General features: G+C 61.4%; 24 protein-coding genes. 16 read left to right on the forward strand and 8 right to left on the reverse strand.

Translation table 11 applies throughout. The annotated features are described in order from the left end of the window. The first annotated feature begins 261 nt into the window (after positions 1-261). From IEV82_RS02430 to IEV82_RS02455, 6 genes are all read left to right on the forward strand, one after another. Positions 262-882, forward strand: coding sequence for a helix-turn-helix domain-containing protein (locus tag IEV82_RS02430; RefSeq protein WP_188480352.1), 621 nt, complete (start codon positions 262-264; stop codon positions 880-882). A 119-nt stretch (positions 883-1,001) separates the two neighbouring features. After that, positions 1,002-1,931: a class II glutamine amidotransferase gene (locus tag IEV82_RS02435; protein WP_188480353.1), complete on the forward strand. Its 930-nt coding sequence runs from the start codon at positions 1,002-1,004 to the stop codon at positions 1,929-1,931. Between the two features lie 16 nt (positions 1,932-1,947). Then, complete coding sequence (locus tag IEV82_RS02440) at positions 1,948-2,610, forward strand: GltB/FmdC/FwdC-like GXGXG domain-containing protein (protein WP_373285170.1); 663 nt, start codon at positions 1,948-1,950, stop codon at positions 2,608-2,610. Positions 2,611-2,621: 11 nt separating this feature from the next. Further along, on the forward strand, positions 2,622-3,965 hold the full coding sequence (locus IEV82_RS02445; RefSeq protein ID WP_188480355.1) for an FMN-binding glutamate synthase family protein: 1,344 nt from the start codon (positions 2,622-2,624) through the stop codon (positions 3,963-3,965). A 72-nt stretch (positions 3,966-4,037) separates the two neighbouring features. Next, entirely contained in the window at positions 4,038-5,366 is a 1,329-nt protein-coding gene (gene glnT, locus IEV82_RS02450; protein ID WP_188480356.1) for a type III glutamate--ammonia ligase, read from the forward strand. Between the two features lie 71 nt (positions 5,367-5,437). After that, positions 5,438-6,436: a nuclear transport factor 2 family protein gene (locus tag IEV82_RS02455; RefSeq protein WP_188480357.1), complete on the forward strand. Its 999-nt coding sequence runs from the start codon at positions 5,438-5,440 to the stop codon at positions 6,434-6,436. 80 nt (positions 6,437-6,516) lie between these two features. On the opposite strand, the gene IEV82_RS02460 is transcribed toward IEV82_RS02455, so the two are convergent. Continuing rightward, a complete protein-coding gene (locus IEV82_RS02460; RefSeq protein ID WP_188480358.1) occupies positions 6,517-7,080 on the reverse strand; it encodes a hypothetical protein in 564 nt (187 codons plus the stop codon). Positions 7,081-7,258: 178 nt separating this feature from the next. Here IEV82_RS02460 and IEV82_RS02465 point away from each other — a divergent pair, with 178 nt between their 5' ends. The 9 genes from IEV82_RS02465 (at position 7,259) to IEV82_RS02505 (ending at position 15,952) form a co-directional block, all read left to right on the forward strand. Further along, positions 7,259-8,335, forward strand: a complete 1,077-nt coding sequence (locus IEV82_RS02465; RefSeq protein WP_188480359.1) for a hypothetical protein — start codon at positions 7,259-7,261, stop codon at positions 8,333-8,335. Continuing rightward, entirely contained in the window at positions 8,332-9,447 is a 1,116-nt protein-coding gene (locus IEV82_RS02470) for a hypothetical protein (protein WP_188480360.1), read from the forward strand. Before IEV82_RS02465 ends, IEV82_RS02470 begins: the two co-directional genes overlap by 4 nt. A gap of 104 nt (positions 9,448-9,551) precedes the next feature. Beyond that, on the forward strand, positions 9,552-11,486 hold the full coding sequence (locus tag IEV82_RS02475) for an AAA family ATPase (protein ID WP_188480361.1): 1,935 nt from the start codon (positions 9,552-9,554) through the stop codon (positions 11,484-11,486). After that, positions 11,483-11,803: a hypothetical protein gene (locus IEV82_RS02480; RefSeq protein ID WP_188480362.1), complete on the forward strand. Its 321-nt coding sequence runs from the start codon at positions 11,483-11,485 to the stop codon at positions 11,801-11,803. Before IEV82_RS02475 ends, IEV82_RS02480 begins: the two co-directional genes overlap by 4 nt. After that, a complete protein-coding gene (locus IEV82_RS02485; protein WP_188480363.1) occupies positions 11,800-12,555 on the forward strand; it encodes a hypothetical protein in 756 nt (251 codons plus the stop codon). The genes IEV82_RS02480 and IEV82_RS02485 overlap by 4 nt, the downstream gene beginning before the upstream one ends. After that, complete coding sequence (locus tag IEV82_RS02490; RefSeq protein WP_188480364.1) at positions 12,552-13,886, forward strand: DUF6638 family protein; 1,335 nt, start codon at positions 12,552-12,554, stop codon at positions 13,884-13,886. Before IEV82_RS02485 ends, IEV82_RS02490 begins: the two co-directional genes overlap by 4 nt. Before the next feature lie 3 nt (positions 13,887-13,889). Then, positions 13,890-14,156: a hypothetical protein gene (locus IEV82_RS02495; RefSeq protein ID WP_188480365.1), complete on the forward strand. Its 267-nt coding sequence runs from the start codon at positions 13,890-13,892 to the stop codon at positions 14,154-14,156. 12 nt (positions 14,157-14,168) lie between these two features. Beyond that, complete coding sequence (locus tag IEV82_RS02500; protein ID WP_188480366.1) at positions 14,169-14,813, forward strand: DUF1523 family protein; 645 nt, start codon at positions 14,169-14,171, stop codon at positions 14,811-14,813. 140 nt (positions 14,814-14,953) lie between these two features. Then, complete coding sequence (locus tag IEV82_RS02505) at positions 14,954-15,952, forward strand: LacI family DNA-binding transcriptional regulator (protein ID WP_188480367.1); 999 nt, start codon at positions 14,954-14,956, stop codon at positions 15,950-15,952. Positions 15,953-15,959: 7 nt separating this feature from the next. Here the strand turns inward: IEV82_RS02505 and IEV82_RS02510 are convergent, their stop codons facing one another. From IEV82_RS02510 to IEV82_RS02530, 5 genes are all read right to left on the reverse strand, one after another. After that, positions 15,960-16,832, reverse strand: coding sequence for a dimethyl sulfoxide reductase anchor subunit family protein (locus IEV82_RS02510; RefSeq protein ID WP_188480368.1), 873 nt, complete (start codon positions 16,830-16,832; stop codon positions 15,960-15,962). Continuing rightward, positions 16,832-17,581, reverse strand: a complete 750-nt coding sequence (locus IEV82_RS02515) for a 4Fe-4S dicluster domain-containing protein (RefSeq protein WP_188480369.1) — start codon at positions 17,579-17,581, stop codon at positions 16,832-16,834. The genes IEV82_RS02510 and IEV82_RS02515 overlap by 1 nt, the downstream gene beginning before the upstream one ends. Then, entirely contained in the window at positions 17,578-17,730 is a 153-nt protein-coding gene (locus tag IEV82_RS02520; RefSeq protein WP_188480370.1) for a hypothetical protein, read from the reverse strand. Before IEV82_RS02520 ends, IEV82_RS02515 begins: the two co-directional genes overlap by 4 nt. Before the next feature lie 8 nt (positions 17,731-17,738). After that, positions 17,739-20,567 (reverse strand): molybdopterin oxidoreductase family protein, encoded by a 2,829-nt coding sequence (locus IEV82_RS02525; protein WP_188480371.1) that lies wholly within the window; start codon positions 20,565-20,567, stop codon positions 17,739-17,741. Positions 20,568-20,677: 110 nt separating this feature from the next. Further along, positions 20,678-21,811 (reverse strand): citrate/2-methylcitrate synthase, encoded by a 1,134-nt coding sequence (locus IEV82_RS02530; protein WP_188480372.1) that lies wholly within the window; start codon positions 21,809-21,811, stop codon positions 20,678-20,680. 36 nt (positions 21,812-21,847) lie between these two features. Between IEV82_RS02530 and IEV82_RS02535 the strand changes: the two genes are divergently transcribed. Next, a complete protein-coding gene (locus IEV82_RS02535) occupies positions 21,848-22,711 on the forward strand; it encodes a phosphate acyltransferase (RefSeq protein ID WP_188480373.1) in 864 nt (287 codons plus the stop codon). Between the two features lie 10 nt (positions 22,712-22,721). Here the strand turns inward: IEV82_RS02535 and IEV82_RS02540 are convergent, their stop codons facing one another. Both IEV82_RS02540 and xsc read right to left on the reverse strand, forming a co-directional pair. After that, the gene (locus IEV82_RS02540; RefSeq protein WP_188480374.1) at positions 22,722-23,882 is read right to left on the reverse strand and encodes an acetate/propionate family kinase; all 1,161 of its coding nucleotides are present in this window, start codon (positions 23,880-23,882) and stop codon (positions 22,722-22,724) included. Between the two features lies 1 nt (position 23,883). Continuing rightward, positions 23,884-25,662 (reverse strand): sulfoacetaldehyde acetyltransferase, encoded by a 1,779-nt coding sequence (gene xsc / locus IEV82_RS02545; protein WP_188480375.1) that lies wholly within the window; start codon positions 25,660-25,662, stop codon positions 23,884-23,886. Positions 25,663-25,865: the final 203 nt, after the last annotated feature.

Below are 25,865 nucleotides of genomic sequence, written 5' to 3' on the forward strand. Positions count from 1 at the left end.
TTGGCCCGGCCTGTGCTGTGGTCCCCGTTAGGGTCGTCGGTAACATGTCAAATAAACCCGAGCTGTACCTCTGATTGTCAACGCGCAACGCCTCAGCCGGCGACGGGTTCCAGTGACTGGAACAATAAAGGGCGGATTTCATGAAAAACCTCTCCTTGTGTCGCGGGAGGGTTAAAAATGCCACACACATGGCCACGCTGGCCTTTCCGGGACTCTGTCTCTAACAAATTAGACGACACCGTGTCGTTCAGAGGGTGACCCTTGGCCAAACTCACACAGAACCCGCACCGGATTTCGGGCATTCAGGAGAACGTTCTCGAGGTTGCGATCGGCCGCGAACTGCGCGCCTTCCGCAAGCAGCAGAACCTGACCGTTGCCGATTTGTCGAAACAGACGGACATCTCGGTGGGGATGCTGTCCAAGATCGAGAACGGCAACACCTCGCCGTCGCTGACGACGTTGCAGACCCTGGCGAATGCGCTGTCCGTGCCCCTGACCGCCTTCTTTCGCGGCTTCGAGGAAAAGCGCGGTGTCGTGCACACCCCTGCGGGTCAGGGCGTGACCATCGAACGCGAAGGCACCCGCGCCGGGCATCAATACAACCTGCTGGGCCATATCGGCGCGAACACCAGCGGCGTGATCGTGGAGCCCTACCTGATCGTTCTGAACTCGGAATCGGACACGTTCCAGACGTTCCAGCACGACGGGATCGAAACGATCTTCATGCTCGAAGGGGCCATCGACTATCGGCACGGGTCGGGCATCTATCCGCTGCGCCCCGGCGACACGCTGTTTTTCGAAGCCGATGCACCGCATGGGCCGGAAACCTTGGTCGAGCTGCCAGCCCGGTACCTGTCGATCATCAGCTATGCCCAGAGCTGAAAAAAGAGGCAGTATAATTTTCCTTAGGGGAAAATTTAATTCCCCTTATTGTCGGAGCAATTGGGCGATGCTATCCAATGCCATCGTCTTGAACCCCGACAACGCAAAAGGAACGCGGGATGTGTGGAATCGTCGGATTATTCCTCAAGGACAGCGCACTTGAACCACGGCTAGGGTCGATGCTGACCGACATGCTGATCACCATGACCGATCGCGGCCCCGACAGTGCAGGCATCGCGATATACGGTACGGAAGACCCCGCCATATCCAAGCTTACGGTCCAGTCAGACACACCGGATCAGGCCTTCGCCTCTCTGGAGGCAGACCTGAGCGCTGAGCTCGGCAGCAAAGTGCACATGCGCCACAAGGACACGCATGCAGTGCTGCACATCCCGCGCGGCCATCTGACTGCCGCCCGCACCGCACTTGCCGCGATCAATCCGGACATCCGCGTCATGTCCTCGGGCGACACGGTGGAAATCTACAAGGAAGTCGGCCTGCCCAAGGACGTGGCCGACCGGTTCGACCTGCGCTCCATGTCCGGCACGCACGGCATCGGCCACACCCGCATGGCGACGGAATCGATGGTCACAACGATGGGCGCACACCCGTTCAACACAGGGCCGGACCAATGCCTTGTCCACAACGGATCGCTGTCCAACCACAACCGCCTGCGCCGCAAGCTGCAACGCGAAGGCATCCACATCGAAACCGAAAACGACACAGAGGTCGGCGCCGCCTATCTCACATGGCGGATGCAGAAAGGTGCGACCTTGGGCGAGGCGCTGGAAAGTTCGCTGAACGATCTGGACGGCTTCTTTACCTTCCTCGTCGGCACCAAGGACGGGTTCGGCGTGGTCCGTGACCCCATCGCCTGCAAACCCGCCGTGATGGCCGAAACAGATCAATACGTGGCGTTCGGATCGGAATACCGCGCGCTGGTCAATCTGCCGGGCATCGAACAGGCCCGCGTCTGGGAACCGGAACCCGCCACGGTCTATTTCTGGAGCCACGCCAACAGCTCCGCCCCAACCGAAAAGGCCGCCTGACGTGCAGACCATCGACATGGAAACCACCCCCCTGCGCGACCTGAACGCCACGCTTCAGGCGCAGGCCGAGGCAACGAACCAGACCGCGTGGGAAATCGTGAACCCCAAGGGCAGCCACGCCATTGCCGTTGGGCTCGATGCAGAGATCGAAGTGACGGTCAAAGGATCAACCGGCTATTACTGCGGCGGCATGAACAAGCTGGCGACGATCAACGTGCATGGGTCCGTCGGGCCCGGTGTGGCCGAGAACATGATGTCCGGAACGGTCATTATCGACGGCGACGCATCGCAATATGCCGGGGCCACCGGCCATGGCGGCACGCTTATCATCAAGGGCAACGCCTCGTCGCGCTGCGGCATCTCGATGAAGGGCATCGACATCATCGTGCACGGCAATGTGGGGCACATGTCCGCCTTCATGGCGCAGTCGGGCAATCTGGTCGTTTGCGGCGATGCGGGTGATGCTCTGGGCGACTCGATCTACGAGGCGCGACTTTTCGTGCGCGGATCGGTCAAATCTCTGGGTGCCGACTGCATCGAAAAGGAAATGCGCCCCGAACACGTCGCTTTGCTGACCGATCTTCTCGAACGCGGCGGCTGTGACGCGAAACCCGAAGAGTTCAAGCGCTATGGCTCGGCCCGGCAGCTTTACAACTTCAACATCGACAACGCGTATTGAGGGCCGGACAGATGAAAGACGACCACACCAGCGCCCCGCGCACGGTTCCGATCCAGTCGGCCACCTTTTCAAATCCGGTGAACGCCGAGATCCGGCGCGCAGCGGCCACCGGCATCTACGACATTCGCGGTGGCGGTGCGAAGCGCAAGCTTCCGCATTTCGACGACCTGCTGTTTCTCGGCGCATCGATCTCGCGCTACCCGCTCGAAGGCTACCGGGAAGCGTGCGACACCTCCGTCACCCTTGGGACCCGCTATGCCAAGAACCCAATCACGCTGGACATTCCCATCACCATCGCGGGCATGTCCTTTGGCGCGCTGTCAGGTGCCGCGAAAGAGGCTCTGGGCCGGGGCGCGACGCTGGCGGGCACCTCCACCACCACAGGCGACGGCGGCATGACCCCAGAGGAACGCGGCCACTCGAAAACTCTGGTCTACCAATACCTGCCCTCGCGATACGGCATGAACCCCGACGATCTGCGCAGGGCCGATGCCATCGAAGTCGTCGTCGGGCAAGGCGCGAAGCCCGGTGGTGGCGGCATGCTGTTGGGTCAAAAGATCACCGACCGTGTCGCCAATATGCGCAACCTTCCCAAGGGGATCGATCAGCGCTCTGCCTGCCGTCACCCCGACTGGACCGGGCCGGACGACCTCGAGATCAAGATCCTCGAACTGCGCGAAATCACCGGCTGGCGAGTCCCGATCTACATCAAGATCGGCGGCGCACGCCCCTATTTCGACACCACGCTGGCGGTCAAGGCCGGCGCGGATGTTGTCGTGCTCGACGGGATGCAGGGCGGCACGGCAGCGACGCAGGATGTGTTTATCGAACATGTCGGCATGCCGACGCTCGCCTGTATCCGCGAAGCCGTGCGCGCTTTGGAAGATTTGGGGATGCACCGCGAGGTGCAGCTGATCGTTTCAGGCGGGATTCGGACTGGCGCGGATGTGGCGAAATGCATGGCGCTTGGTGCCGATGCGGTGTCCATCGGCACCGCAGCCCTGATCGCTTTGGGCGACAACGATCCGAAATGGGAAGACGAGTACCAGAAGCTGGGCACCACTGCCGGGGCCTATGACGATTGGCACGAGGGCAATGACCCCGCGGGCATCAGCACCCAGAACCCGGAACTGGCGACACGGCTGGACTCGGTCGAAGGCGGGCGGCGATTGCGCAACTACCTCAAGGTGATGGCGCTGGAGGCCCAGACCATCGCGCGAGCCTGCGGCAAGAACAAGCTGCACAACCTCGAGCCGGAGGATCTCTGCGCGCTGACGATGGAGGCCGCCGCGATGGCCAAGGTGCCGCTGGCCGGAACCGACTGGTGGCCCGGCAAGCCGGGCACAACATTCTGACAAGGACACAAAGGCGCGGCGCACAGGCTGCGCCTTTTTCACTGGGTTGACTGACAACGGGGAACTGACTGCATGACCACGGATCTCGCCACATTCGCCTCGGACAAGGGCATCAAGTATTTCATGATTTCGTTTACCGATCTGTTCGGTGGGCAACGTGCCAAGCTGGTTCCGGCACAGGCGATTGCCGACATGCAGAAAGATGGCGCGGGCTTTGCGGGCTTTGCAACATGGCTCGACATGACGCCGGCGCATCCCGACATGCTGGCGGTACCCGATCCGTCCTCGGTCATTCAATTACCCTGGAAGCCCGAGGTTGCCTGGGTGGCATCCACCTGCGTCATGGAGGGCGAAGACGTGGCCCAGGCCCCGCGCAACGTGCTGCGGCGGCTGATCAAAGAGGCGGCGGGCGAAGGTCTACACGTCAAAACCGGGGTCGAGGCCGAGTTCTTCCTGCTCACCCCCGAAGGCGACCAGATCAGCGACCCGTTCGATACGTCCGAGAAGCCCTGTTATGACCAACAGGCCGTCATGCGCCGCTACGACGTGGTGCGCGAGGTCTGCGATTACATGCTTGATCTGGGTTGGGGACCCTACCAGAACGACCATGAAGACGCGAACGGCCAGTTCGAGATGAATTGGGATTTCGACGACGCCTTGCGGACCGCCGACAAACACTCCTTCTTCAAGTTCATGGTCAAATCCGTGGCCGAGAAACACGGCTTTCGCGCCACCTTCATGCCCAAGCCTGTCGAGGGGCTGACCGGCAATGGATGCCATGCTCATATTTCCGTTTGGGACGCGCCGGGCGACAAGGCCAAGACCAACGTGTTCGCAGGCGATGGCGACGGCCAGACCGGCGAGGTGGGTCTTTCGGAGCGCGGCAAGCATTTTCTTGGCGGGATCATGAAACACGCCAGTGCCTTGGCTGCAATCACCAACCCGACAGTGAACAGCTACAAGCGCATCAACGCACCGCGCACCATCTCGGGGGCGACATGGGCGCCCAACACCGTCACATGGACCGGCAACAACCGCACGCACATGGTCCGCGTTCCCGGACCGGGGCGGTTCGAGCTGCGGCTTGCGGATGGGGCGGCGAATCCCTATCTTTTACAAGCGGTTATCATTGCGGCGGGTCTGTCGGGTATTCGCTCCAAGGCCGATCCGGGCAAGCGTCATGACATTGACATGTACGCAGAGGGACACAAGGTCCGGGGCGCGCCGCAACTGCCGCTCAACATGCTGGACGCCTTGCGGGCCTATGACAAGGACAAGGAACTGAAGGCTGCAATGGGCGAGGAATTCTCGTCCGCGTTTCTGAACCTCAAGATGCAGGAGTGGAATTCCTACGTGTCGCACTTCACCCAATGGGAAAAGGACAACACGCTGGACATCTGAGTTTCGGCTTGCCGAATTCTGGAATTCGGGCATGGTGCGAGGAAATGCACACGATTGCAAAAAGGCCTCTCATGTCCGGTTTCCAACCCGAGAAACAGCTCGTTCGTGATTATTATGCCGCGTTATCAGAGGCTTCACCTGAAGACACGGCTGAAGTAATGCAGCGGTTCTGTCACCCTGACCTTATCTGGCGCGGCTATCACCCAGTGGGCCTCTTGACCGGTCCCAAGGCTGTTGCGACCCAGTTCTGGCACCCCGTCAAGACGGCGTTGACGTCTTTACAACGGCGCACAGACCTGTTCTTTGCGGGGCGCAACCACATGGCCGACGATGGCGCGGTCTGGGTGGCGTCGATGGGTCACCTGATGGGGCTTTTCGATGCGCCACTGTGGGGTGTGCGGCCAAATCGCAAGATCGGGATGTTGAGATACGGCGCCTTTCACAAGGTTCTCGACGGGAAAATCATTGAAGAGGCGATGTATTTTGACCTGCCTCACTTGATGACGCAGGCCGGGCAAAACCCGTTTGGGCCTCAAACCGGCGCGCATCTGGTGCAACCCGGACCGGTGACGCATGAGGGGCTGTTGTATCATGACGCGCCCGAAGCCGAAGGCGCGGCGACCCTGCACGCGATCAACGCGATGGTCGGCGATCTGGGCGACTGGAACCTTGGTTTGCCGCTGGTCGAAGAGCTGCGCCGCACGTGGCACGAAAACATGATCTGGTGGGGACCGGCAGGTATCGGCGCAACATATACCATTCCGAGATATGCCGAACAGCATTCTGCACCGTTCCGCGCCAGCTTTGCCAACCGGTCAAAAAGTGGCCACCTGTGCCGAATGGCAGAGGGGGATTTCGGCGGATTCTTTGGCTGGCCCAACTTCACCGCCGAATTCACCGGCGGGTTCATGGGCATGCCCGCGACGGGCAAACGGGTGGAATTCAGGGTGATCGACTTCTACCGACGCGAGGGGGACAAGCTGGCCGAGAACTGGATCTTCATCGACCTGCTGCACCTCTGGGCACAGCAGGGCGTCGATTTGCTGGACCGTACAAATCGTATTGGCTGATCGTACGGTTCGGATCGGCAATGCAACTCGCGCGCGGCAAGTCTGCCGAATTCAAGAATTTTACTGCTTGGTAAAATTTCTCAATTGCCGAAATTCGAGAGTGCATCAAAGTCGATCCGCTCCATCGCTTCCATGAGAACGGCCTCGTCATTGCCGTCGATGGTGATGAGGATACGGTTGTTGACCATGGCCATCGCCTGACCATCGTTCAGAGCCACCCGCTGACGGCCGACACGTTCGACCTTCATGCCCATGGCGGCAGCATTGGCCACCATCGCACCCATGCTCGCAACCATCGCGTTGTCGGCCATCATGGTGATCGAATAGCTCTGCGACCGGTCAGGGGCGATATACTCTGCACTTGCCCTCATGCCGCCACCCATCATGGCCATACCCGCCTGCCCTTCTGTGTCGACCTCGCGGGTCCAGCCATCGGGGGCTTCGGGCAGAAATTGCTGGAATGCCTCGGTGCGCAGGCCCATCAGTTTCTGGCGTGCGAAATCAAGCTCTTCGAGCGCGTAGGTCACGTCGCCCTCGTTGTAGGCGTCGATGGCTGCCTGAAGCGTGTCGGTGATTTCATCGGCCTGCGCCGAAAGCGGCAAGGACAGCGCCGCGACAAACGTCAAAGTCGTAAATCTGAACATTTCAAAATCTCCTTATAAAGATGGTCTACACGTGGTGAAGGGCCAAGCCCGGAACACCTTTAAGCGCGATCTGTGCTTCCCTTTCAACCGGGGTTTTGCGATTGTTTCACCAAGCCCGCCGTGACCCGGCGCGGATATCCCATGTTTCAGACCGAACAAATTGACCGGAGAGTTTTAAATGGCTGATTTTGACACGCAGGTCCGCGAAAGCCAGGCGCAGGTGGCCGAAGCACAGGCCAAGATCGCGGAGCTGACAGGCCGGATCGAAACCGCCCGGAGCAAGATGAAAACGGGCGATGACATCACCTTCGACATCGAGAACGCAACGCTTGATGACGTGCACGCCCATACGGATGTGATGAACGCGAATATCGCGGAACTGATCATGGGTCTGGATGATGTGACCTCGGCGTTTTCCAAGGATTTCGACGAGATGCGATCGAAGACCGGCTGGGAAAGCTTTGTCGGCATCTTTTCCAAGGGCAAATCGGAATCGATGCGGCAGGAGCGGATGAAGACCGCCTCCATCGACGACAAGCTTCAGGATCTGATCGCCAAGTCCGACGTGATCGTGACGCTGTTGCAGGGGCAATTGAACCTGCTCAACGAACAGAAGGACAAGGTCGAGGTGAACCTGTCGGAAACGCTGGACGAGCGCGAGGCGACGGTGGGTGAGCTTGAATCCGTGCGGGCCGAGATCCTGACGATGGACCCGAAGATCATCGAGTTGGAGAACAAGATCAGCGTCGAACAGGACGCCGCCACACGCACCAAGCTGGAGACCGAACTGGCCGAATTGAACGCCGCCTACAACGCGATGGTGCAGGACGAGCAGGTCAAGCTGGCCAAGTCACAGACGCTTGAGCGGTATATCGAGAAGGGCAAGACCTGGATTGACTCGCTTCAGAACCAGGCGGCGACGCAGATGGTGCTGATCAACAAGCTTCAGACCGACACGAAGCAGCGGGTTGTTCTGTACGATGCCTTGTCCAAGTCGCTTAAAACGGCGCAGCAGCAGGACGTGGCGCACCGGATCAACGAGATCGGCGTGAAGACCGATCAGGAGGCGCAATCGGCCATGGCCGGGATCGGCGCCGCGACCAACCAGCGGATGGCCGACATGCTGGAGAGCCACGAGGACCACATGGTCTTCGCCCGCGAGGTGCTGGAGGCCAAGGCCAAGGCGGATGAACGCTTTGCCCGCAGGTTCCAAGCGATCGTCGAGAAACATGACAAGAACCAGTATGGGGCATGACCACCGCGTCCAGTGATCACCGGGGGCTGCCTGACACCCAGGCCAGCCGTCGGTATTTTGCCAAGTTCGACAGAATCCTGACCCATCTGGGCCGGGTGGCCGCGATGCTGCATGTGGAAAAGCGGCTGACCAAGACCGAGGTCGAGGTGCTGAGCCGGTATGTGATCGCGCTGAACCTGACGTTCCGGGCGCTGTCGATGAAGTACCTGCTGGTCGGGCGCGATACCGGGCAGTTTTTTGGATCGCTCACGATGGACGTGAAGGACAGCGGGTTTCCGACAACGACCGAATTGCTTGTCATGGCGAACGATGCCGCGCAGGCGGAGCAGCATTTGCGGTCGATGCCTTCGGTCGATGCGCTCAAGGACCGGATGGTGGCCGAGATCATCGGCGATCAGGCGATCCCGACACGGCTGCAATTCACCCTGAGCCAGCGGCTGTATTACGAGGAACTGGCGCGCGGCAAGCTGTTCTGGGCGCGCAACGATCCGCAATGCCTGTGGTTGTCGGGGGACGCGCGGCGGCGGTATTTGCTGCACTGGGGGGTCTATGACAGCCAGGTGAACCTGCCGGTGATCTACCTGATGGAGGTCGAGGACAGCGGGCGGGATGCCTTGCCCAAGGACGACCGGCGCTGGCCCGAAGCGCAGGCGCATCTGATGGCGCAGTCTCTGGGCGGTTTGAAATTGCTGACCATTGCCCAAGGGTTCGACGAGACCTTCGACGATCTGCACCCCAAGCGGCTGCGGCGGTTTCACATAGGGCCGATGTATTCGCAATCCTTCACGCAGCAATCCGGGCCAATCCATGACGTGCTGGAACAGGCGCGCGCGCCCGAGGGGCAGGATTGGGCCTTGGCCTGGACGCTGGAAGATCTGGAAAGCGAACGGGTGCGGCAGGAGAAATCGGGCTGGTTTTCCAAGGTGGACCGCGAGGTGTTTGCGCTCGATCCGTTTGCCGGGCGCGGTGCGGAAACGGGTACCACGGCGACCGAGCGCATGGTGATCCTGCCGGAGCGTCCGTTTCAGGCCTTGGCGGAATTGAACCCCCCGGGCTTTGCCACTGTGCGCAAGTTCGTGGTGAACGATGCGGGGCGGGTGTTGAGTTATTGACGGGGGGCCGGGCTGAAGCCCGGCCTTCGCGGTGTTTCGGATGTTGCGAGAACGGCGAGCGGATTTGTGAGTATTTTTGACAAGAAGAAGCAGGGGATGCGCCCATGTCTGTGACCTCGGATCTGATGGAACTGCGTGAAGACGCCATCCGCAAGCATTATGCGGCAGCCAATGCCATGCTGGAGGGGTTCGACCACACGCCACGGGTGGCGTCTGGGGCGGAGCCTGCGACGCAGGAGCGGTCTTCGGGGATCGGAACGCGGCGGCGGTTTCGGTCAACGACGCCGGGGCTGGTGACGCGGTCCACTGCGCGACCAGACGGCGTGCACCTGCTCGACCGGATTGCGGAGGCGGATGGGGATGATCCGCTCGTGTCGCCCGCGCAAGCGGCGGTGATGCATGGGCTGCGGCGGGCCTTGGGGATTGCGCTGGCGATGGGCGAGGCGGTTTCGGATGCCACGGGCCTTGGTGAGTTGAAGCGCGCGAATTTGCAGGGGTCGTTGGGTGCAGATCGGAAAGCGGAGTTTTCGGCTTTGCTGGAGGGTGAGGCGCTGGCTGTGGGGTATGTCTTCGCCAATGCGACGGCATTTCTGTTGGCGTCTCAGTCGTCGGAGGTGACGGTCGATGTGGGTGAGGTGCAGGAGGTGTTGACCGACAATGCGCAGTTGGCCTTGCATGGGGCGCTTTGGGAGTTGGACCAGAAACTGGCGTTGCATGCGAGTGACGAGCCGCGCATGGTGGCGACCGTGCTCGCCTTTGCCGAACAGCTGATGGAGCGGATCGCGCTTCGGGCGCAGAACGGCGCGCGGACAGGAGCGTTCACCTCGGCCAATTGGCGGGTGGAGGCGGATGACCTGACGCTGCGGGGCTTCACGCCTGCGACCAAGGCCAAAAGCACCACCCTTACCATGCAGTTCAAGAAGCCGAACGAGGTGGTGGGCAACCACATCGCCAAGTACCAGGCGATGCGGCTGGCGAAGATGCTGATGGCCTATGACTTTGAACGAAGGCTCAACCCGTTTGCCGAACTCGGTGGGTTCATCTTTACCTTCATGGGGGATGGCGCGCCGGGGACGGGCAAGACGACGCTGATCCAGATGATGGCAGGGATGATCCATGAGTATTGCCAGAACGCGGGCTACACGTTCAGGTATCAGAATTTCGGCATCGACAATATCGACAGCTATCAGGGCAAGTCGGGGCAGAACGCGAAGGCGTTCATCAACAATGTGCTCGACCCTTCGGTGATCGGCTTCGGGACGATTGACGACATCGACCAGATCGCGGGCAAGCGCGGCGACCGGCAGTCCAGCGCGGGCCAGCAAGAGGTCACGGCGGTGTTCATGGAGGCGTTCGCGGGGGCCAATACGGTGGTGCGGGGGAACTGCACGTTCGGCATGTTCTCGAACTTTCCCGAGAACGTGGATGATGCGTTGCGGCAGCGGGCGGGGGCGCGGTTTCTTGTGGACGGGCCGCAGACGCGGGAGGATTACATCGACATCCTCGCGCTCTTGATGGGGCGCAAGCACGACATCCCGCTGGGCGATCACGAGCTTTATGCGGCGCAAGCCATCCAGAAGGCGGTGGCGGCGTCGTTCGCGTCGCACAATCGGCCCAAGGAGCCGGGGCTTTTGGAGGTGTTCGACCGGGTGTCGTCGCAGATCGGCGCGCTCGACACGATTGCCAAGATGGGCACCTATCTCAAGGCCATTCAGGAGGCCGACCCGCGCTTTACGGGCCGCGCGATCAAGAACATCACCGACGCGGTGAAGGTCCGCGCGATGGATTTCGAGTTGCCGGATGACTGGATGGAGCAGCCGGATCTGTTCCTGTTCAAACCGTATGACGAGAAGGCCGCGATGATCGAGGAATTGCGGCGGCCGATCACGACTCAAATGGTGATCCAGGAGATCAACCGCTACGCGGATTCCGAGTTCAGGTACGCGGACAAGTCGGATGAGGTGGCGATCGAGGGGATGGTGCGGGACTTCGGGCGTCAGGAAGAGGCGAAGAAGAGATGGTTGGAGGGGAAGGGGTGACGCTGTTTTCCGTCTTCACGTTTGCCCTGATACTTGGCCTTTGCTTTGCTCTGCCTTCCGCACTGCCGGTGCGCCGTGACGCAACATGGAAAGGTTTGAAACGCTTTGCTCTCAGCGCATTTGGGATTGGGATTATACTCGGACTTGCGAACTGGACGTATTTTCGTATTTCGGGCGACCCGGTTTTGGGACGTAGTTTCTCGTCCAACATGATCTTTTCTTGGGTGGGATCCGCCATACTTTGGGCACCTCTCCTTGCTATTCGTGTCATTCAGATTGCTGCCCGCGAAAGGCAGAGCTTGGAGGGGAACGGATGAATGGTGAACATCCTCTCTGGGCTGCGGGTCCTGCAGAACTATTGCAACATGGTATTTCACTGATTTCCGAGCAGTCAGATGCAAAGCGTCGTATTGCAATGATCTTGGTCGATAATGCAGCCGAGCTGACCATGCAGACCTATTTGACACTACCAAAACGGGTCACTGGTTTACAACTTTCTAGACGCGAGCGGGACGAGTACTGCAAAAACTTTCCTAGTCTTTTGGATGGTATCGAACAACACGCCAGTGACAAAATCATTGGTTTGAACTTAGGGGAATTTGAGTGGTTTCATAGATTAAGGAATGAACTTTATCATCAAGGTAATGGCTTAACGATTGAACGAAAAAACGTCGAAGTTTACGCAGAGCTATGCGAAAAGCTCTTCGAAGCGCTCTTTGGCGTCGAATTGGAAATTGTGTTCCCGGAGAATTCACATGCTGAGCTTATTGGCGAGTTTTTCGATTCTTGGATCAAGATTGAACGCCTACTGGCCCAATGGGCACAGAACGGCAGGCACTCTTCATCTTCAATGAATGTCGTATCTTTAAATGAAGAAGGAGAACTTTCAGCGGCAGTTGTGATGACCTTTTCTGAGGTTCAGAAAATTCGAAATCAATTGATACATGGCGAAGCAGAAGTGGACGAAATGCTCCGAGACACCAACATGACGAAGATAAAACTTGTCGAGCATGCGGTGTCAGAAATGGCTGCGAGAAAACGTCAAAGATCGCAGAGTGACGAAACATGAACCGCCTCATCCAATCCGGCCTGATGTTCGGCAACCTGATCCATGTCACCTCGCCGGCGCTCATCGAACGGTATAACAGGGCGCTCAAGCATCTCACGGGCAAGACCACGACCCAGACCGATTTCCACATCGACATTTCCGGCTTCTCGCCCGAGGTGGGGGACGAGTTGAACGATCCGCTCTACCTCAACCACAACGGGGTGAACCGGCAGTTCATTCTGCTGACGACGCAGCAGAAGACGGCGCCGCTGCTCGATGCAAAGTTCTCGACCTCGCGGGATATTCTGCGGCAGTTCATCGAGGCGAACGAGAGCCAGTTGTTCGCGCTCACCGCCAAGGATGCGGTGGCGGGGGAGTTGGTGAATACGGTGTTCGACGTCAGGAGCCCTGCGCGGCTGTTCGACATTCACACGATCAGGATCGAGGCCGACACGACCAGCGGCACGGTGCGCGATGCGGAAAAGCTGGGCGCGCTGGTGGATCGGTTCAAGACCGACCCTGACGGCTGGTTTGATGATGTGCTGATCGCAAAGATGATCGGCCTCGCCAAACGCACGGGCGATGTGGTGCGCAATCCGGTGCGGCTCAAGCAGATGGAGTTCCGCCAGGAGAACTTTCACACCAGTCATTTCGGCGGGATGTATGTGTTTCGGCAGGTGGAGCATCCGGCGGCGATCTGTGCCGGGGACGCGGTGCCGGGCTTGCCGATTGCCTATACGTTCACGTTGCAGGACCGGAACAAGGTGGCGAAGTTTCTGGACCTGAACGGGCTGGTGGAGCCGATCGTCAAGGCGCGCGGCATCGATTCAGGCGCGATCTTGCGGCAGAAGATGGACTTCATCGTCGTGGATATCGCGCAGGAGGCCGAGATCGATCTGACGGGGGCCACGCGGCGGGACATTCGGGGGCTGGCCCGCAGATACTCGGACCGGTTGCCGCCCGAATGGCACGCGCTGAACCAGCTGGTGCAATGGGCCGAGGGAGATGCAACATGGCCCCGGATCGCCAGTGATCACCCGGCCTATTTCTATACGCTGCGGGCCAGTGCGACACCCGATGCGAGCCTCGTCAACATGCTGCTGTCGGAGTTGTCGCCCAAGGATATCCGGCAGCTCTATATCTGCCACAAGGAGGCGTTCTACGCCGCCTATCGGGGCTGGACCGACACGAAACGCGCCTATGTGGTCGATTTCCTGACCCGCGAATACGTGGCGGACAAGGCGGGGGCGCGCGAGGCGCTGTTCGGGCATGACGCGCCGCTTGAAGAACCGGCGCCAATCCGCGACGATGTGGTCGCGCGTGTTGGTCCCTGGGGCGCGGTTCGGAGGTAGCGTATGTTGGCACTTGGGCGTCTGCTGGTTGTTGGGTTTCTTGTCCTGAGCGTGGTCTATATCTGTCTGTCGCTCTATTCCCGTGCGGTGCGGCGGGACAAGCTGGAACGCGAATGGGACGAAGAGATCCAGACGGGCGACCGCGAGGCCTTTGTGAAGGCGGGGTTGCGCGACTATGACGGGTCGCTGCGGCGAAAGCTCATTCTGGGGGTGTATATCGTGCCGCTGACGGTTATCTCTGTCATCATCTACTTGACGAATTTCCACTGAGGGGACGACGCCGTGGGGTATATCAAATGGGCCATCATCCTGACCTTCTGGGTGCTGTTCGCGTCGTTCCTGCATTACACGCTGCCGCAGCATGACGTGGCGCGGATCACAGATACCGAGGTGCGGCGCGTGGATCCGGGTGAGAACCGCTGGTTCTGGGCCTCGGCCGATGTTGGTACCGATGGGAGCCTGCCGAACCGGGACGTCTTTTTCATCTCTGCGGTGCGGTCGGGCGGCGATGTGATGGTCTACCGCAACGAGGATACAGGCTGGGGCTGGCCGCCCTATTTCAAGTTCGACACGTCGAACCTTCAGGCCGAAGCGGCGGACCTGCGTAGCACCTCGGCTGATCCGCAATGGGTGGTGATCAAGCATTACGGCTGGCGCAACGAGTTCTTCACCATTTTCCCCAACGCGATCAGCGTGCGCGCGGTGGACGGGCCGGATGTCCGGATCATCCCGTGGATCAACATCATCATCCTGACGCTGCTCGCGGCCTTGCTCTGGGCGATCTGGGTGCGTTGGCGGCGGTTCCGTATCGCGCGCATCGACCCGGTTCTGGAAGACGTGGAAGAGGGGTTTGAATCGGTTGGAGACGGCATCGCCCGACGCCGCGGCGGGTTCCGTCGGTGGCTGGACAGCTGGAAGTCGAAGTAAACCCGTGCTTGCAAAAGCGCTGCGGTTTCGGCCATTTCTTTCACACGCATGCAGCGAGGGATGATGGCAGGTGCATCACATAATGATCCGGGTCGTAACTCAGCAGCCGTTGACCGGGGCGAAAAACGCGTGACGGCCTCGTGACGACGCCCCGCAAAGTCACCTCGCTTGACGTCGCCAAGCGTGCGGGGGTCAGTCGGTCCGCTGTCAGTCGGGTGTTCACTCCCGGTGCATCGGTGAGCGAACGCACCGCCGTGAAGGTGCGCGAGGCCGCGAATGCGCTTGGCTACCGGCCCAACGTGCTGGCACGCGCGATGCTGACCGGCAAAAGCAAGATCATCGGGCTGGTGGTGGCCTATCTCGACAACCATTTCTATCCCACGGTGCTGGAGCTCTTGTCCGAGGCACTGGAGCGCGAGGGCTATCACGTTCTGGTCTTCATGGCCGCACACGGGGCGGATGACATCGAAGGCATCGTGAGCCAGATCCTCGACTACCAGGTGGATGGCCTGGTTCTGGCTTCGGTCGCGCTGAGTTCCGATCTGGCGAAGCGCTGTCGCGCGTCGGGCGTGCCCGTTGTACTGTTCAACCGCAAGCTGGAGACAGAGGGCGAGTTGGCCGTGGTGTCCGACAACCGGATGGGCGGGCGTCTGGCGGCAGAGCATCTGATTGCGCTGGGACGCACCCGCATCGGGCATATCGCCGGGTGGGAAGGCGCCAGCACGCAGCGAGACCGCGAGGCCGGGTTGATGGAGGGGCTCCGCGCGGCGGGGCTTGGTCTGTTCGCGCGGGAGGTCGGTGATTTCCGCCTGCCCCGCGCCAAGGACGCGACGCGGCGAATGTTCGACACGCCGGATCGCCCGGATGCGGTGTTCGTGGCGAATGACTACATGGCGTTTGGCGTGATGGATGTGTTGCGGTCCGAACTCGGGCTGTCGGTTCCGGAAGACGTAGCGCTGATCGGGTTCGATGACGTGCCAAGTGCGGCTTGGCCCGCCTATGCGCTCACCACTATTCGTCAGGATGCGCAGGCGATGGTGACAACGGCAGTCGATGTGCTTTTGTCGGAAATAAGCGCGGCCGAGGTGTCTGCCCCGGCTCCGCTCCCTGTTTCGTTGATCCGGCGCGGTTCGGCCTGACCGCTCTTCAGCGCATCCCGTAATAGAGCCCGACGACATGCTCGGCTTCTGCAAAGAACAGCCAGCGGGACACCAGCACTCCGGCGATGTGGCTGAGCAGGGCCAGCACCCCGAAGATGTGGGGATAGGGCAGAAGCAGCAGCAGGACAGGCACCACCAGCATCAGCAGGAAGGCGATCATGCGCAGCTTGAGCGCATGTCTGCGACCGACCGTGTAGACCATCTCGTTAACCAGGTAGTTCGTGCCGGTGTGGGGCGGCTCGAAAGCGCGCACCGTGCCGATGCTGCCCAGCCCGGTGGCGGTCTTGAGATCGGTTCCGCTTTTTGCGAACCGTGTGTCTCCGGTTTTCCACCAGAGCGCCTGAATCCCGCCCGCCACGAGGATCAGGATCAGGCCGATGGTCACCCGCCCCGACAGAAGCGCGCCACCCGCAACCGACAGCGCGATGAAGAGCGCCGAGGTCAGCCCGGTGTTCCAGCGCGGCACCGTCTTGAGCTGCGCGTAGATCATGGAGGTGGTGTAGACCGTCACAAGGCAGAAGAACGCACCGATCTGGCCAAGGATGGCGAGGTGGATGTTCAGGAAGACCAGCATGAAGGCGTACAGGCCCATGGTCACCAGGGCGGCTACCGCAGCCCATGCCTCGCGGCTGAGCCAGCTTGTCTGCCACTGGGTGAACGCCTTGAGCGCGCGCTCGGGACGGCCCAGGTGGAAGGTTGACGACACCAATCCGCCCACGGCAAGCGCGTAGCCGATTGCGAAGAAGGCAAAGGCGACCCAACCGGTCGGCGGTGTCTGGTCGATCCCCAGCCAGAACAGCAGGCCAAGGCCAAGCCCGGAAAACGTGCTGAAGGCGATGATTGACGGAGCCGGATGCATCAGAGTTTCTCCAGCGCTTTGTCGAGCCATCCCAGAAAGCCCTTTGGCTCTTGCACCACCGGGGCGAGCAGCGGGGCGAGGATGTCGATCTCTTCGTTCAGCCGATCCTTGGGGCGCGGCGGCAGGTATTTGTTGACGGGCTTGGTGCCTAGTTCCGGCATCAGGTCCATCCCGCCACGTTCCGCGACCAGCTGGCTCACGTCGCTGTCGGGATCGCCCAGATCCCCGAAGTGGCGGGCATTCGACGGACAGGTCCGTACGCAGGCAGGCACGCGGTCTTCCTCGGGGAGGTTTTCGTTGTAGATGCGATCCACGCAGAGGGTGCATTTCTTCATGACACCTTCCGCCTTGTCCAGCTCGCGCGCACCGTAGGGGCAGGCCCAGGCACAGAGGCCGCAGCCGATGCAGTCTTTCTCGTTGACCAGAACGATCCCGTCCTCGGTGCGCTTGTAGCTGGCGCCGGTCGGGCAGACGGTCACGCAGGGCGCGTCTTCGCAATGCAGGCAGGATTTCGGGAAGTGAACAAGCTGCGCCGGGCCAGTCTCGGGCTGCACTTCGTAGGAGTGGATGCGGTTCAGGAACGTACCGGAGGGGTCCGCGCCATAGGGATTCTGGTCGGACAGCGGCGCGCCGTAGTTTTCGGTGTTCCAGCCCTTGCAGGACACGACACAGGCATGACACCCGACGCAGGTGTCGAGGTCGATCACCAGTCCCATCTTGCGGTCGGTCTTTTCGGGAAGCTGCGTCATGTGCGGCGGTCCTCCGTCATCATGTGTGTTGGCGTCTGGTGGAACCCGACCGGCTGCTCTGCTTCTTTGTCCCAGGTGGCGACAAACCAGATGAATGATGCGGCCATGCCGATCAGAACCACGGCAATCGCGATCAGAGTGGCTTTCATTGCGGCGTTCATGGTTCCACCTTCCAGCGCAGTTCGTCAGGCCCCTTGCCAACTGGTGATGTCAGTTCTTCGAACACCGGGTGGGATTCAGACGGGCCGTCGACCTTTTCGATCTTCACCCGCAAGTCGAACCACGCCGCCTGTCCTGTCACCGGGTCGGAATTGGCCCAGCGCAACCCGTCGCCCTTGGGCGGCAAAAGCTCATGGATCAGGTGGTTCAGCAGGAAGCCCTTGGTCGCTTCGGGCGCGTCTTTGTCAAGCGCCCATGCACCCTTGCGCTTGCCGATGGCGTTCCATGTCCAGACGGTGTTTTCGTTGAGCGCAGCCATATGCGCGACGGGCACCGTGATGTCGCCATGGGCCGAGGTGACCTTGGCCCATTCGCCGGTCTTGAAGCCATGTTTCTCCCACAGCTTTGTCGGCAGGTAGAGCGGGTTGTGGCCGTGAATCTGCCGCAGCCACGCGTTCTGGGTGCCCCAGCTGTGGTACATCGCCATTGGGCGCTGGGTCAGCGCGTGGATCGCGAATTCATCGGTATCGACGCGGTCGTCCTCGAACGGCGCGTACCAGATTGGTAGCGGGTCGAGCGTGTGCTTGATGCGGTCGCGCAGATGATCCGGCGGCTGGCGGTCGCCCTGCCCTTCGGCGGCCAGCTGGAACTTGCGCATCGGTTCGACGTAAAGCTGGAAGATGTAGGGCGCGGGCGCATCGTAGAGGCCGATCTGCACCGCCCATTCCTGATAGGCCTTGTTCCACGGTTTGTAATACAGGCCTTCATCCGGAACGTGCGACGACCAGAACCCGCCATTGGCGATATAGCTGTCGATCTGCGCCTCGTTCGCGTCGCCGCGCCCGCCGGTCACCCCCTCTTCGCCCATGCGCCAACCAGCAAGCGGCCCGATCCCGGGACGGCGTTGATGGTTGGTGATGTAATCGGCGTAATCGGCATATTTCTGGGTTCCGTCCTCGTTGACAAAACCGGGCAGGTCGAGCTTTGCCCCCAACTCGCAGAGCACCGACTGGAAGCCGCGCACATCACGGTCAGGCTGCACCACTGGCCAGCGGATCGCATCCGCCGCGGCATCCGCCTCGCAGATCGGGCGGTCGAGAAGCGAGATGCAATCGTGCCGTTCGAGGTAGGTCGTGTCGGGCAGGATCAGGTCGGCATAAGCCACCATTTCCGACGAATAGGCATCGGAGTAGATGATGCGTGGGATCACGTACTCGCCGGTCTCGTCGGTGTCGGTCAGCATCTTCATGACACCCGAGGTGTTCATCGACGAGTTCCACGACATGTTGGCCATGTACATGAACAGCGTGTCGATCTTGTAGGGGTCACCGGCATAGGCGTTCGAAATCACCATATGCATCAGGCCATGGGCGCTCATGGGGTTTTCCCATGTGAACGCCTTGTCGATGCGGGCGGGTGTGCCGTCTTCCTTGAGGCAGAGGTCATCGGGGCCATGGACAAAGCCCAGATGCGGGCCGTCAAGGGGTTTGCCCGGTGTCACCTTGCAATGCGGTTTCGGGTGCGCAGTCGCCGGTTTGGGATAGGGCGGTTTGAACCGGAACCCGCCGGGAGTTTCGACGCTGCCCAGCAGGATTTGCAACACATGCAGCGCGCGGCAGGTCTGAAAGCCGTTGGAATGGGCAGAGATCCCGCGCATGGCGTGGAAACTGACCGGGCGGCCGACCATCTTGTCATGTTTCTCGCCGCGGAAATCGGTCCAGGGCTGGTCGATCTCGATCGCTTCGTCAAAGGCGACGCGGGCAATCTCGGCCGCGATGCGCTTGATCTTGGTGGCGGACACGCCGCAGGTGTCGGCCACCGCTTCGGGGGCGTATTGCGGATCGAGATAGCGCTCGGCCAGAAGATGCATCACCGGCTTGTGCGTGATCCCGGCATGGCGGTAGCTGGCTGCCAGATCGGGTTTCACACCCGGTTCGTCAAACGCCGTCAGCTTGCCTGTGACACGGTCCATGACCAGCGGCTTGCCGTTGTCGTCCTTGAGGAACAGGCCATGTTCGGGCGATTTCGGATCGCTGTTCACCAGCACGGGCGCATTGGTGTAGCGGGCGAGGTAATCGAGGTCGATCTTGCCGGCCTTCAGCAATTCGTGGACCAGCGCGAGGATGAACAGGCCATCGGTGCCGGGCGTGATGCCGACCCAATCATCGGCGATCGCGTTATAGCCGGTCCGGATCGGGTTGACGCCGATCACCTTGGCACCGCGCGCCTTGATCTTGCCCAGTCCCATCTTGATCGGGTTGCTGTCGTGATCCTCGGCCACGCCGAATAGAATGAAGAGTTTGGTATGGTCCCAGTCGGGCTGGCCGAATTCCCAAAACGCGCCGCCCATCGTGTAAATACCTGCCGCCGCCATGTTGACGGAACAGAACCCGCCATGCGCGGCATAGTTGGGCGTTCCGAAATTCTGCGCCCAGAAGCTGGTGAAGGATTGCGATTGGTCGCGCCCGGTGAAGAACGCGAGCTTTTCGGGCGCGGTGTCGCGGATCGGCTTGAGCCATCCGGTTGCGATCTCCAGCGCCTCGTCCCAGCTGATTTCCTCGAATTCGCCGGAGCCGCGCGGGCCGACACGCTTCAGAGGCGCACGCAGACGGGACGGCGCATTGTGCTGCATGATCCCGGCGCTGCCCTTGGCACAAAGAACGCCCTTGTTGACCGGGTGATCGCGGTTGCCCTCGATATAGGCGACCTTGCCCTCCTTCATGTGCACGTTGATCCCGCAGCGGCAGGCGCACATGTAGCATGTGGTCTTGCGCACCTCGTCCGAGACTTTCGGCGACAGGTTCAGCTCTGGCTGGACATGGCCCATAGATTTCCTCCCTCTGCTGCCCGGATGTGCCCCCGGTCAGATTTGGCGACAGTGTTCATGTTTCCGCGCCGATGGTAAAGGCGCATTATGCAAGCGCTTACATTTCCGTTTCACCGATCCTCGACAGGCACCCAGGCACGCGGTTCGGGGCCGTTATAAAGCGTCAGCGGACGGATCAGGATATTGCCGCGCTGCTGTTCGATGCATTGGATCACCCAGCCGGGCATGCGCCCGATGGCAAAGATCGGGACATAGAGATCCATCGCGATGCCGTGCAACTGATAGATCACGCCGGAATAGAAATCCACGTTCACGTTCAGGCCATGCCGGCTGTAGGGTTTCATCGCCTCGACGACGGCTTGCAGGATGGCGTACCATTCCGGCGCGCCCATTTCCTCGCCCAGCTTGCGCACCCCTTCGCGCATGTGGCGCGCGCGCGGGTCTTCGGCGCGATAAACCCGATGCCCGAACCCGGTGACCGCCTCGCGGTTGGCGCGCTTGGCCTTGACATAGGCTTCGGCGTTTTCCGGCGTGCCGATCTCTCGGACCATCTTCATCACGTCTTCCGCAGCACCCCCATGCGCCGGACCTGCCAGCGTGCTGAGCGCCGTGACAATGGCCCCGTGCAGGTTGGCTTCGGTCCCGACCGTCACCCGCGCGGCAAAGCTTGACGCGTTCGCACCGTGTTCGGCATGGAGAACAAAATCCACATCCGCCAGACGCGCCGCATCCTCGGACGGCGTTTCGCCCTTGAGCATCCAGAGCCAGTTCGCGGCATGGCTCAGGCTGTCGTCGGGTGCCACCGGATCGCGCCCGTTGCGGATGGCCTCGTGCGCTGCGACCAGTGTCGGCACCTGCGCGGTCAGACGCATGCCATTGCGCAGAAACGCCTCCTCCCCAGTTTCAAGGCTGTCCGGCTCCAGCGCCGCCAGCGCGGACACCGCCGTGCGCAGCACATCCATCGGGTAACCGTCCTTGCAGGTGCGGATGATGTCGAGCACCGCATCCGGCACGGCGCGCGCCGCCCTCAATGCGCCGTCGAAAGCCGCAAGTTCGCTGGCGGTCGGCAATTCACCCTTCATCAAGAGGTGGCAGACCTCCTCGAAGGTCGCGTGGGTCGCAAGGTCGTGGATCGAATACCCGCGATATTGCAGCATCCCTGCGGCACCGTCGATGTCGCTGACGCCCGATCGCTCGAAATACACCCCTTTCAAACCTCGGTTTATCTTGACGTCATCGGCCATTGAAGGCTCCTTTGCGGTGGGAATCGGGAGAGCGACATGAGTGTTCTGAACGCGGCGCGCGCCATTGCAGCGGGGTCTGACACCCGCGTGGTGTTTCCCGAACTGGACGATCCGCGCGTGGCAGAAGCCGCGCGGCACTTGACCGGGAATGATTTGTGTTCCGTTCTGGGCGTCACACCCGAGATTACAGATGCGCAAGTCGCGGTGTTGGTGCGCGCGCGCGGGATGAAAGAGGCAATGGCCCGGCGGCTGTTGCAGAAACCGCTGTACCGGGCTGCTGCCATGGTGGCTGCGGGCGAGGCGGACGCGATGGTGGCCGGTGCAGACAGCCCGACCCGGCGTGTGATCGAGGCCGCGAGCATGGCCATCGGCCTTGCCGACGGTGTCACGATCCCGTCGTCATATTTCCTGATGCTGTTCCCGGACGGACGCACGTTCGTGTTTGCCGATTGCGCCGTGAACGTCGCGCCGGACGCGACCGCGCTCGAAGCCATCGCGCGCGCCTCGGCGGACACGGCACGCGTGCTTTTGGGGTCAGCGCGGGTTGCGCTGCTGTCGTTCTCGACAGGCACCAGCGGCGCGGGCGACAGCGTGGATACGGTGCGCGCGGTTGCAGAGGCCACCGGGTTTGACGGACCGGTGCAGGCGGATGCGGCATTGAACGCAACCATCGCCGCAAAGAAGGGTTTGGGCAGCGGCGATGCAAACGTGCTGGTCTTTCCATCGCTGGACGCGGGCAACATCGCGTACAAGCTCTGCCAGGAACTGGCTGGCGCACAGGCCATAGGGCCGTTCCTGCAGGGTTTTGCCCGACCGGTCTGTGACCTGAGCCGGGGCGCCACGGCAGAGGACATCGTGGCCTCCACGCTGGTCACCATCGCCCTCGCGCAGCGCGCCTGAGTCATCGGTCTCACGCCGCCTCCAGCAAGGCCGCGGCGTCCATTGCGATCATGCGCTCTTCTTCGGCGGGGATGACCCAGACTGAAACCTTGGAACTGTCCGCATGCAGGCGTGGCCCGGAGCGGTGGTTGAAGTCCGGATTGATCCGAACCCCGGCCCATTCCAGCCCGCGCAAAATCCGCGCCCGGACACCAACGGCGTTCTCGCCGATACCGCCTGTGAACGCGATGGCATCCAAGCCTTCCAGCGCCGCGATCAGAGACCCGGCATGGCGCAGCGTCCAGTAGCAGAAATGTTCGACGGCAAAGGCGCTCTCGGCAGAGGCATCGACCATGAGCTTGCGCATGTCTGACTTGCCGCCGGAGAGGCCCAGCAATCCGCTTTCGTGGTTCAGGATCGCCTTGGTGCGCTCCAGCCCGTTTTCCTCGACCAAGCGAAGCACGGCGTTGGCGTCGATCCCGCCGGACCGTGTGCCCATGGTCAGACCATCGAGCGGCGAGTACCCCATCGTGGTGGCGATGGATTGCCCGTTGTGGATCGCGCAGAGCGACGCGCCGTTGCCGAGGTGAAACGCCAAGAGGCGCGAGGGCAACGCCTCGCCCGAGACTTCGGGCAAGCGACGCACCAGAGAGGCATAGCTCAAACCGTGGAACCCGTAGCGGCGGATGCCCTTGGTCTCCATCATCTTGGGGATCGCATAACGCGTTGCAACACTTGGGTTGGTGGCATGGAACGAGGTGTCAAAGCTCGCGAACTGGGGCAAGTCGGGGGCAAGACGCGACAGAGCCTCCATCGGGGCAAGGTTGTGCGGATTGTGCAACGGTGCAAGCGGCGTGCAGTTGGCAATCTCTGCGCGCACCTGATCGGTGACGCGCATCGGCGCCGTCAGCTTGCGCCCGCCATGCACCACGCGATGCCCAACCGCGCGCAACCGGTCGGGCGTGATGCCGCGATCCGACAGCGCTTTCAGGATCGCCTCAAGCGCGGCGCGGTGATCAATGAGCGGGGTGTGTCGCCGGTCGTCACCGATCTGCAGACTGGACGCCGCACCGATGGCGTCGGCCATTCCCGAGAGTGTCTCGGTCAAAGCCGCATCGAACAGCGCGAACTTGATCGAGGAAGACCCCGCATTGAGAACCAGGATCGGCCCGTCCACTGCGGGGTCAGCCATCTCAGGCGACCTGCTGCGGGCGCATGTCCGCCGGGTCGATTCCCGCCACCGCAACCGGCGGCTTCATCGCGTCACGGCGGAACGGTTCCCCCAGTTCCTGGTTGATCATGGCTTCGATCAGAGTGGTCTTGCCATGCTCCATCTGGTCCTTGATCGCGGTGTCCAGCGCATCGCGCAGTTCATCCATCGTGCGCGCAACGACGCCCTTGAGACCACATGCCTTGGCGATGGCGGCATAGCTGACGCCCTCGTCGAGTTCGGTGCCGACGAAATTGTCATCGTACCACAGCGTCGAGTTGCGCTTTTCCGCACCCCATTGGTAGTTGCGGAACACAACCTGAGTGATGGCGGGCCATTCCGGGCGACCGATGGCGGTGAGTTCGGTGACCGCGATGCCGAAGGCACCGTCGCCAGCAAAACCGACCACCGGCACGTCCGGGCATCCGATCTTGGCACCCACAATGGACGGCAGACCGTAACCACAGGGGCCGAACAGACCCGGCGCAAGGTATTTCCGGCCCTCTTCGAACGACGGGTAGGCGTTGCCGATGGCGCAGTTGTTGCCGATGTCTGACGAGATGATCGCGTCTTTCGGCAGCGCCGACTGGATCGCGCGCCACGCCATGCGCGGGCTCATCCAGTCCGGCTTGGCGGCACGGGCGCGTTCGTTCCAGGACGTGCCCGGATCGTCTTGTTCGTGGTCCATGCTGGACAACTGCTGCGCCCATGTGGACTTGGTTTTCGCGATTGTGGCTTTTCGGTCCTCGCGGCCCTCATCGCCCGCAGTGTCAGACAGCCGCGCGAGGATGCCATCGGCCACCTTTTTCGCGTCACCGACGATGCCGACGCTGACTTTCTTGGTCAGGCCGATACGGTCGGGGTTGATGTCGACCTGGATGATCTTGGCCCCCTTGGGCCAGTAGTCAATGCCGTAGCCCGGCAGGGTCGAGAACGGGTTGAGGCGCGTGCCAAGGCAGAGCACCACGTCTGCGCCGGAAATCAGCTCCATCGCGGCCTTGGAGCCGTTATAGCCCAACGGACCAGCGAACAGAGGATGTGAGCCGGGGAAGGCATCGTTGTGCTGGTAGCCCACACAGACCGGCGCGGTCAGCCGTTCCGCCAGTGCCATCGACGCGGGGATCGCACCGGCGAGAACCACGCCGGCACCATTCAGGATCACGGGGTTTCTGGCGGTCGACAACAGGTCTGCCGCCTGCTGAATCGCGCTGTCGCCACCAGAGGGGCGTTCGAATTCGACCACTTCGGGCAGGTCGATGTCGATCACCTGCGTCCAGAAATCGCGCGGCATGTTGATCTGTGCCGGGGCAGAGGCGCGCTTGGCGTTCAGGATCACGCGGTTCAGCACTTCGGCCACGCGGGAGGCATCGCGTACCTCTTCCTGGTAAGCGACCATGTCTTCGAACAGCTTCATCTGCTCGACTTCCTGGAAACCACCCTGGCCGATGGTCTTGTTCGCGGCCTGCGGCGTGACCAGCAAAAGCGGCGTGTGGTTCCAATAGGCGGTTTTGACGGCGGTCACGAAATTGGTGATGCCGGGGCCGTTCTGCGCGATCATCATGCTCATCTTGCCAGAGGCGCGGGTGTACCCGTCAGCCATCATCCCGCCCGAACCTTCATGCGCGCAGTCCCAGAAGGTGATGCCCGCTTTCGGGAAAATATCCGAAATCGGCATGAAGGCAGACCCGATGATACCGAACGCATGTTCGATCCCGTGCATCTGCAGGACTTTGACAAAAGCTTCTTCGGTGGTCATTTTCATGGTGGCTCTCCCTGGGAAGGGCGCAGGCCAAAGGACCGGCGCGGTTGGCCGGACAGTAGCTGGGAGTCGCCGCGGCCAATAGGGCCACATTGGACTGCCGCTTATAGCCAATTTACCACAGATGCCTGTCATCGTGGAGGACAGGCAAGCCACGCGAAACATGGTTTTACTACAATCCCGCAGCATTTGTGCCGTATTTCAAA

It is taken from the genome of Marivita lacus (assembly GCF_014637725.1).
GTDB classification, from domain to species: Bacteria; Pseudomonadota; Alphaproteobacteria; order Rhodobacterales; family Rhodobacteraceae; genus Marivita; species Marivita lacus.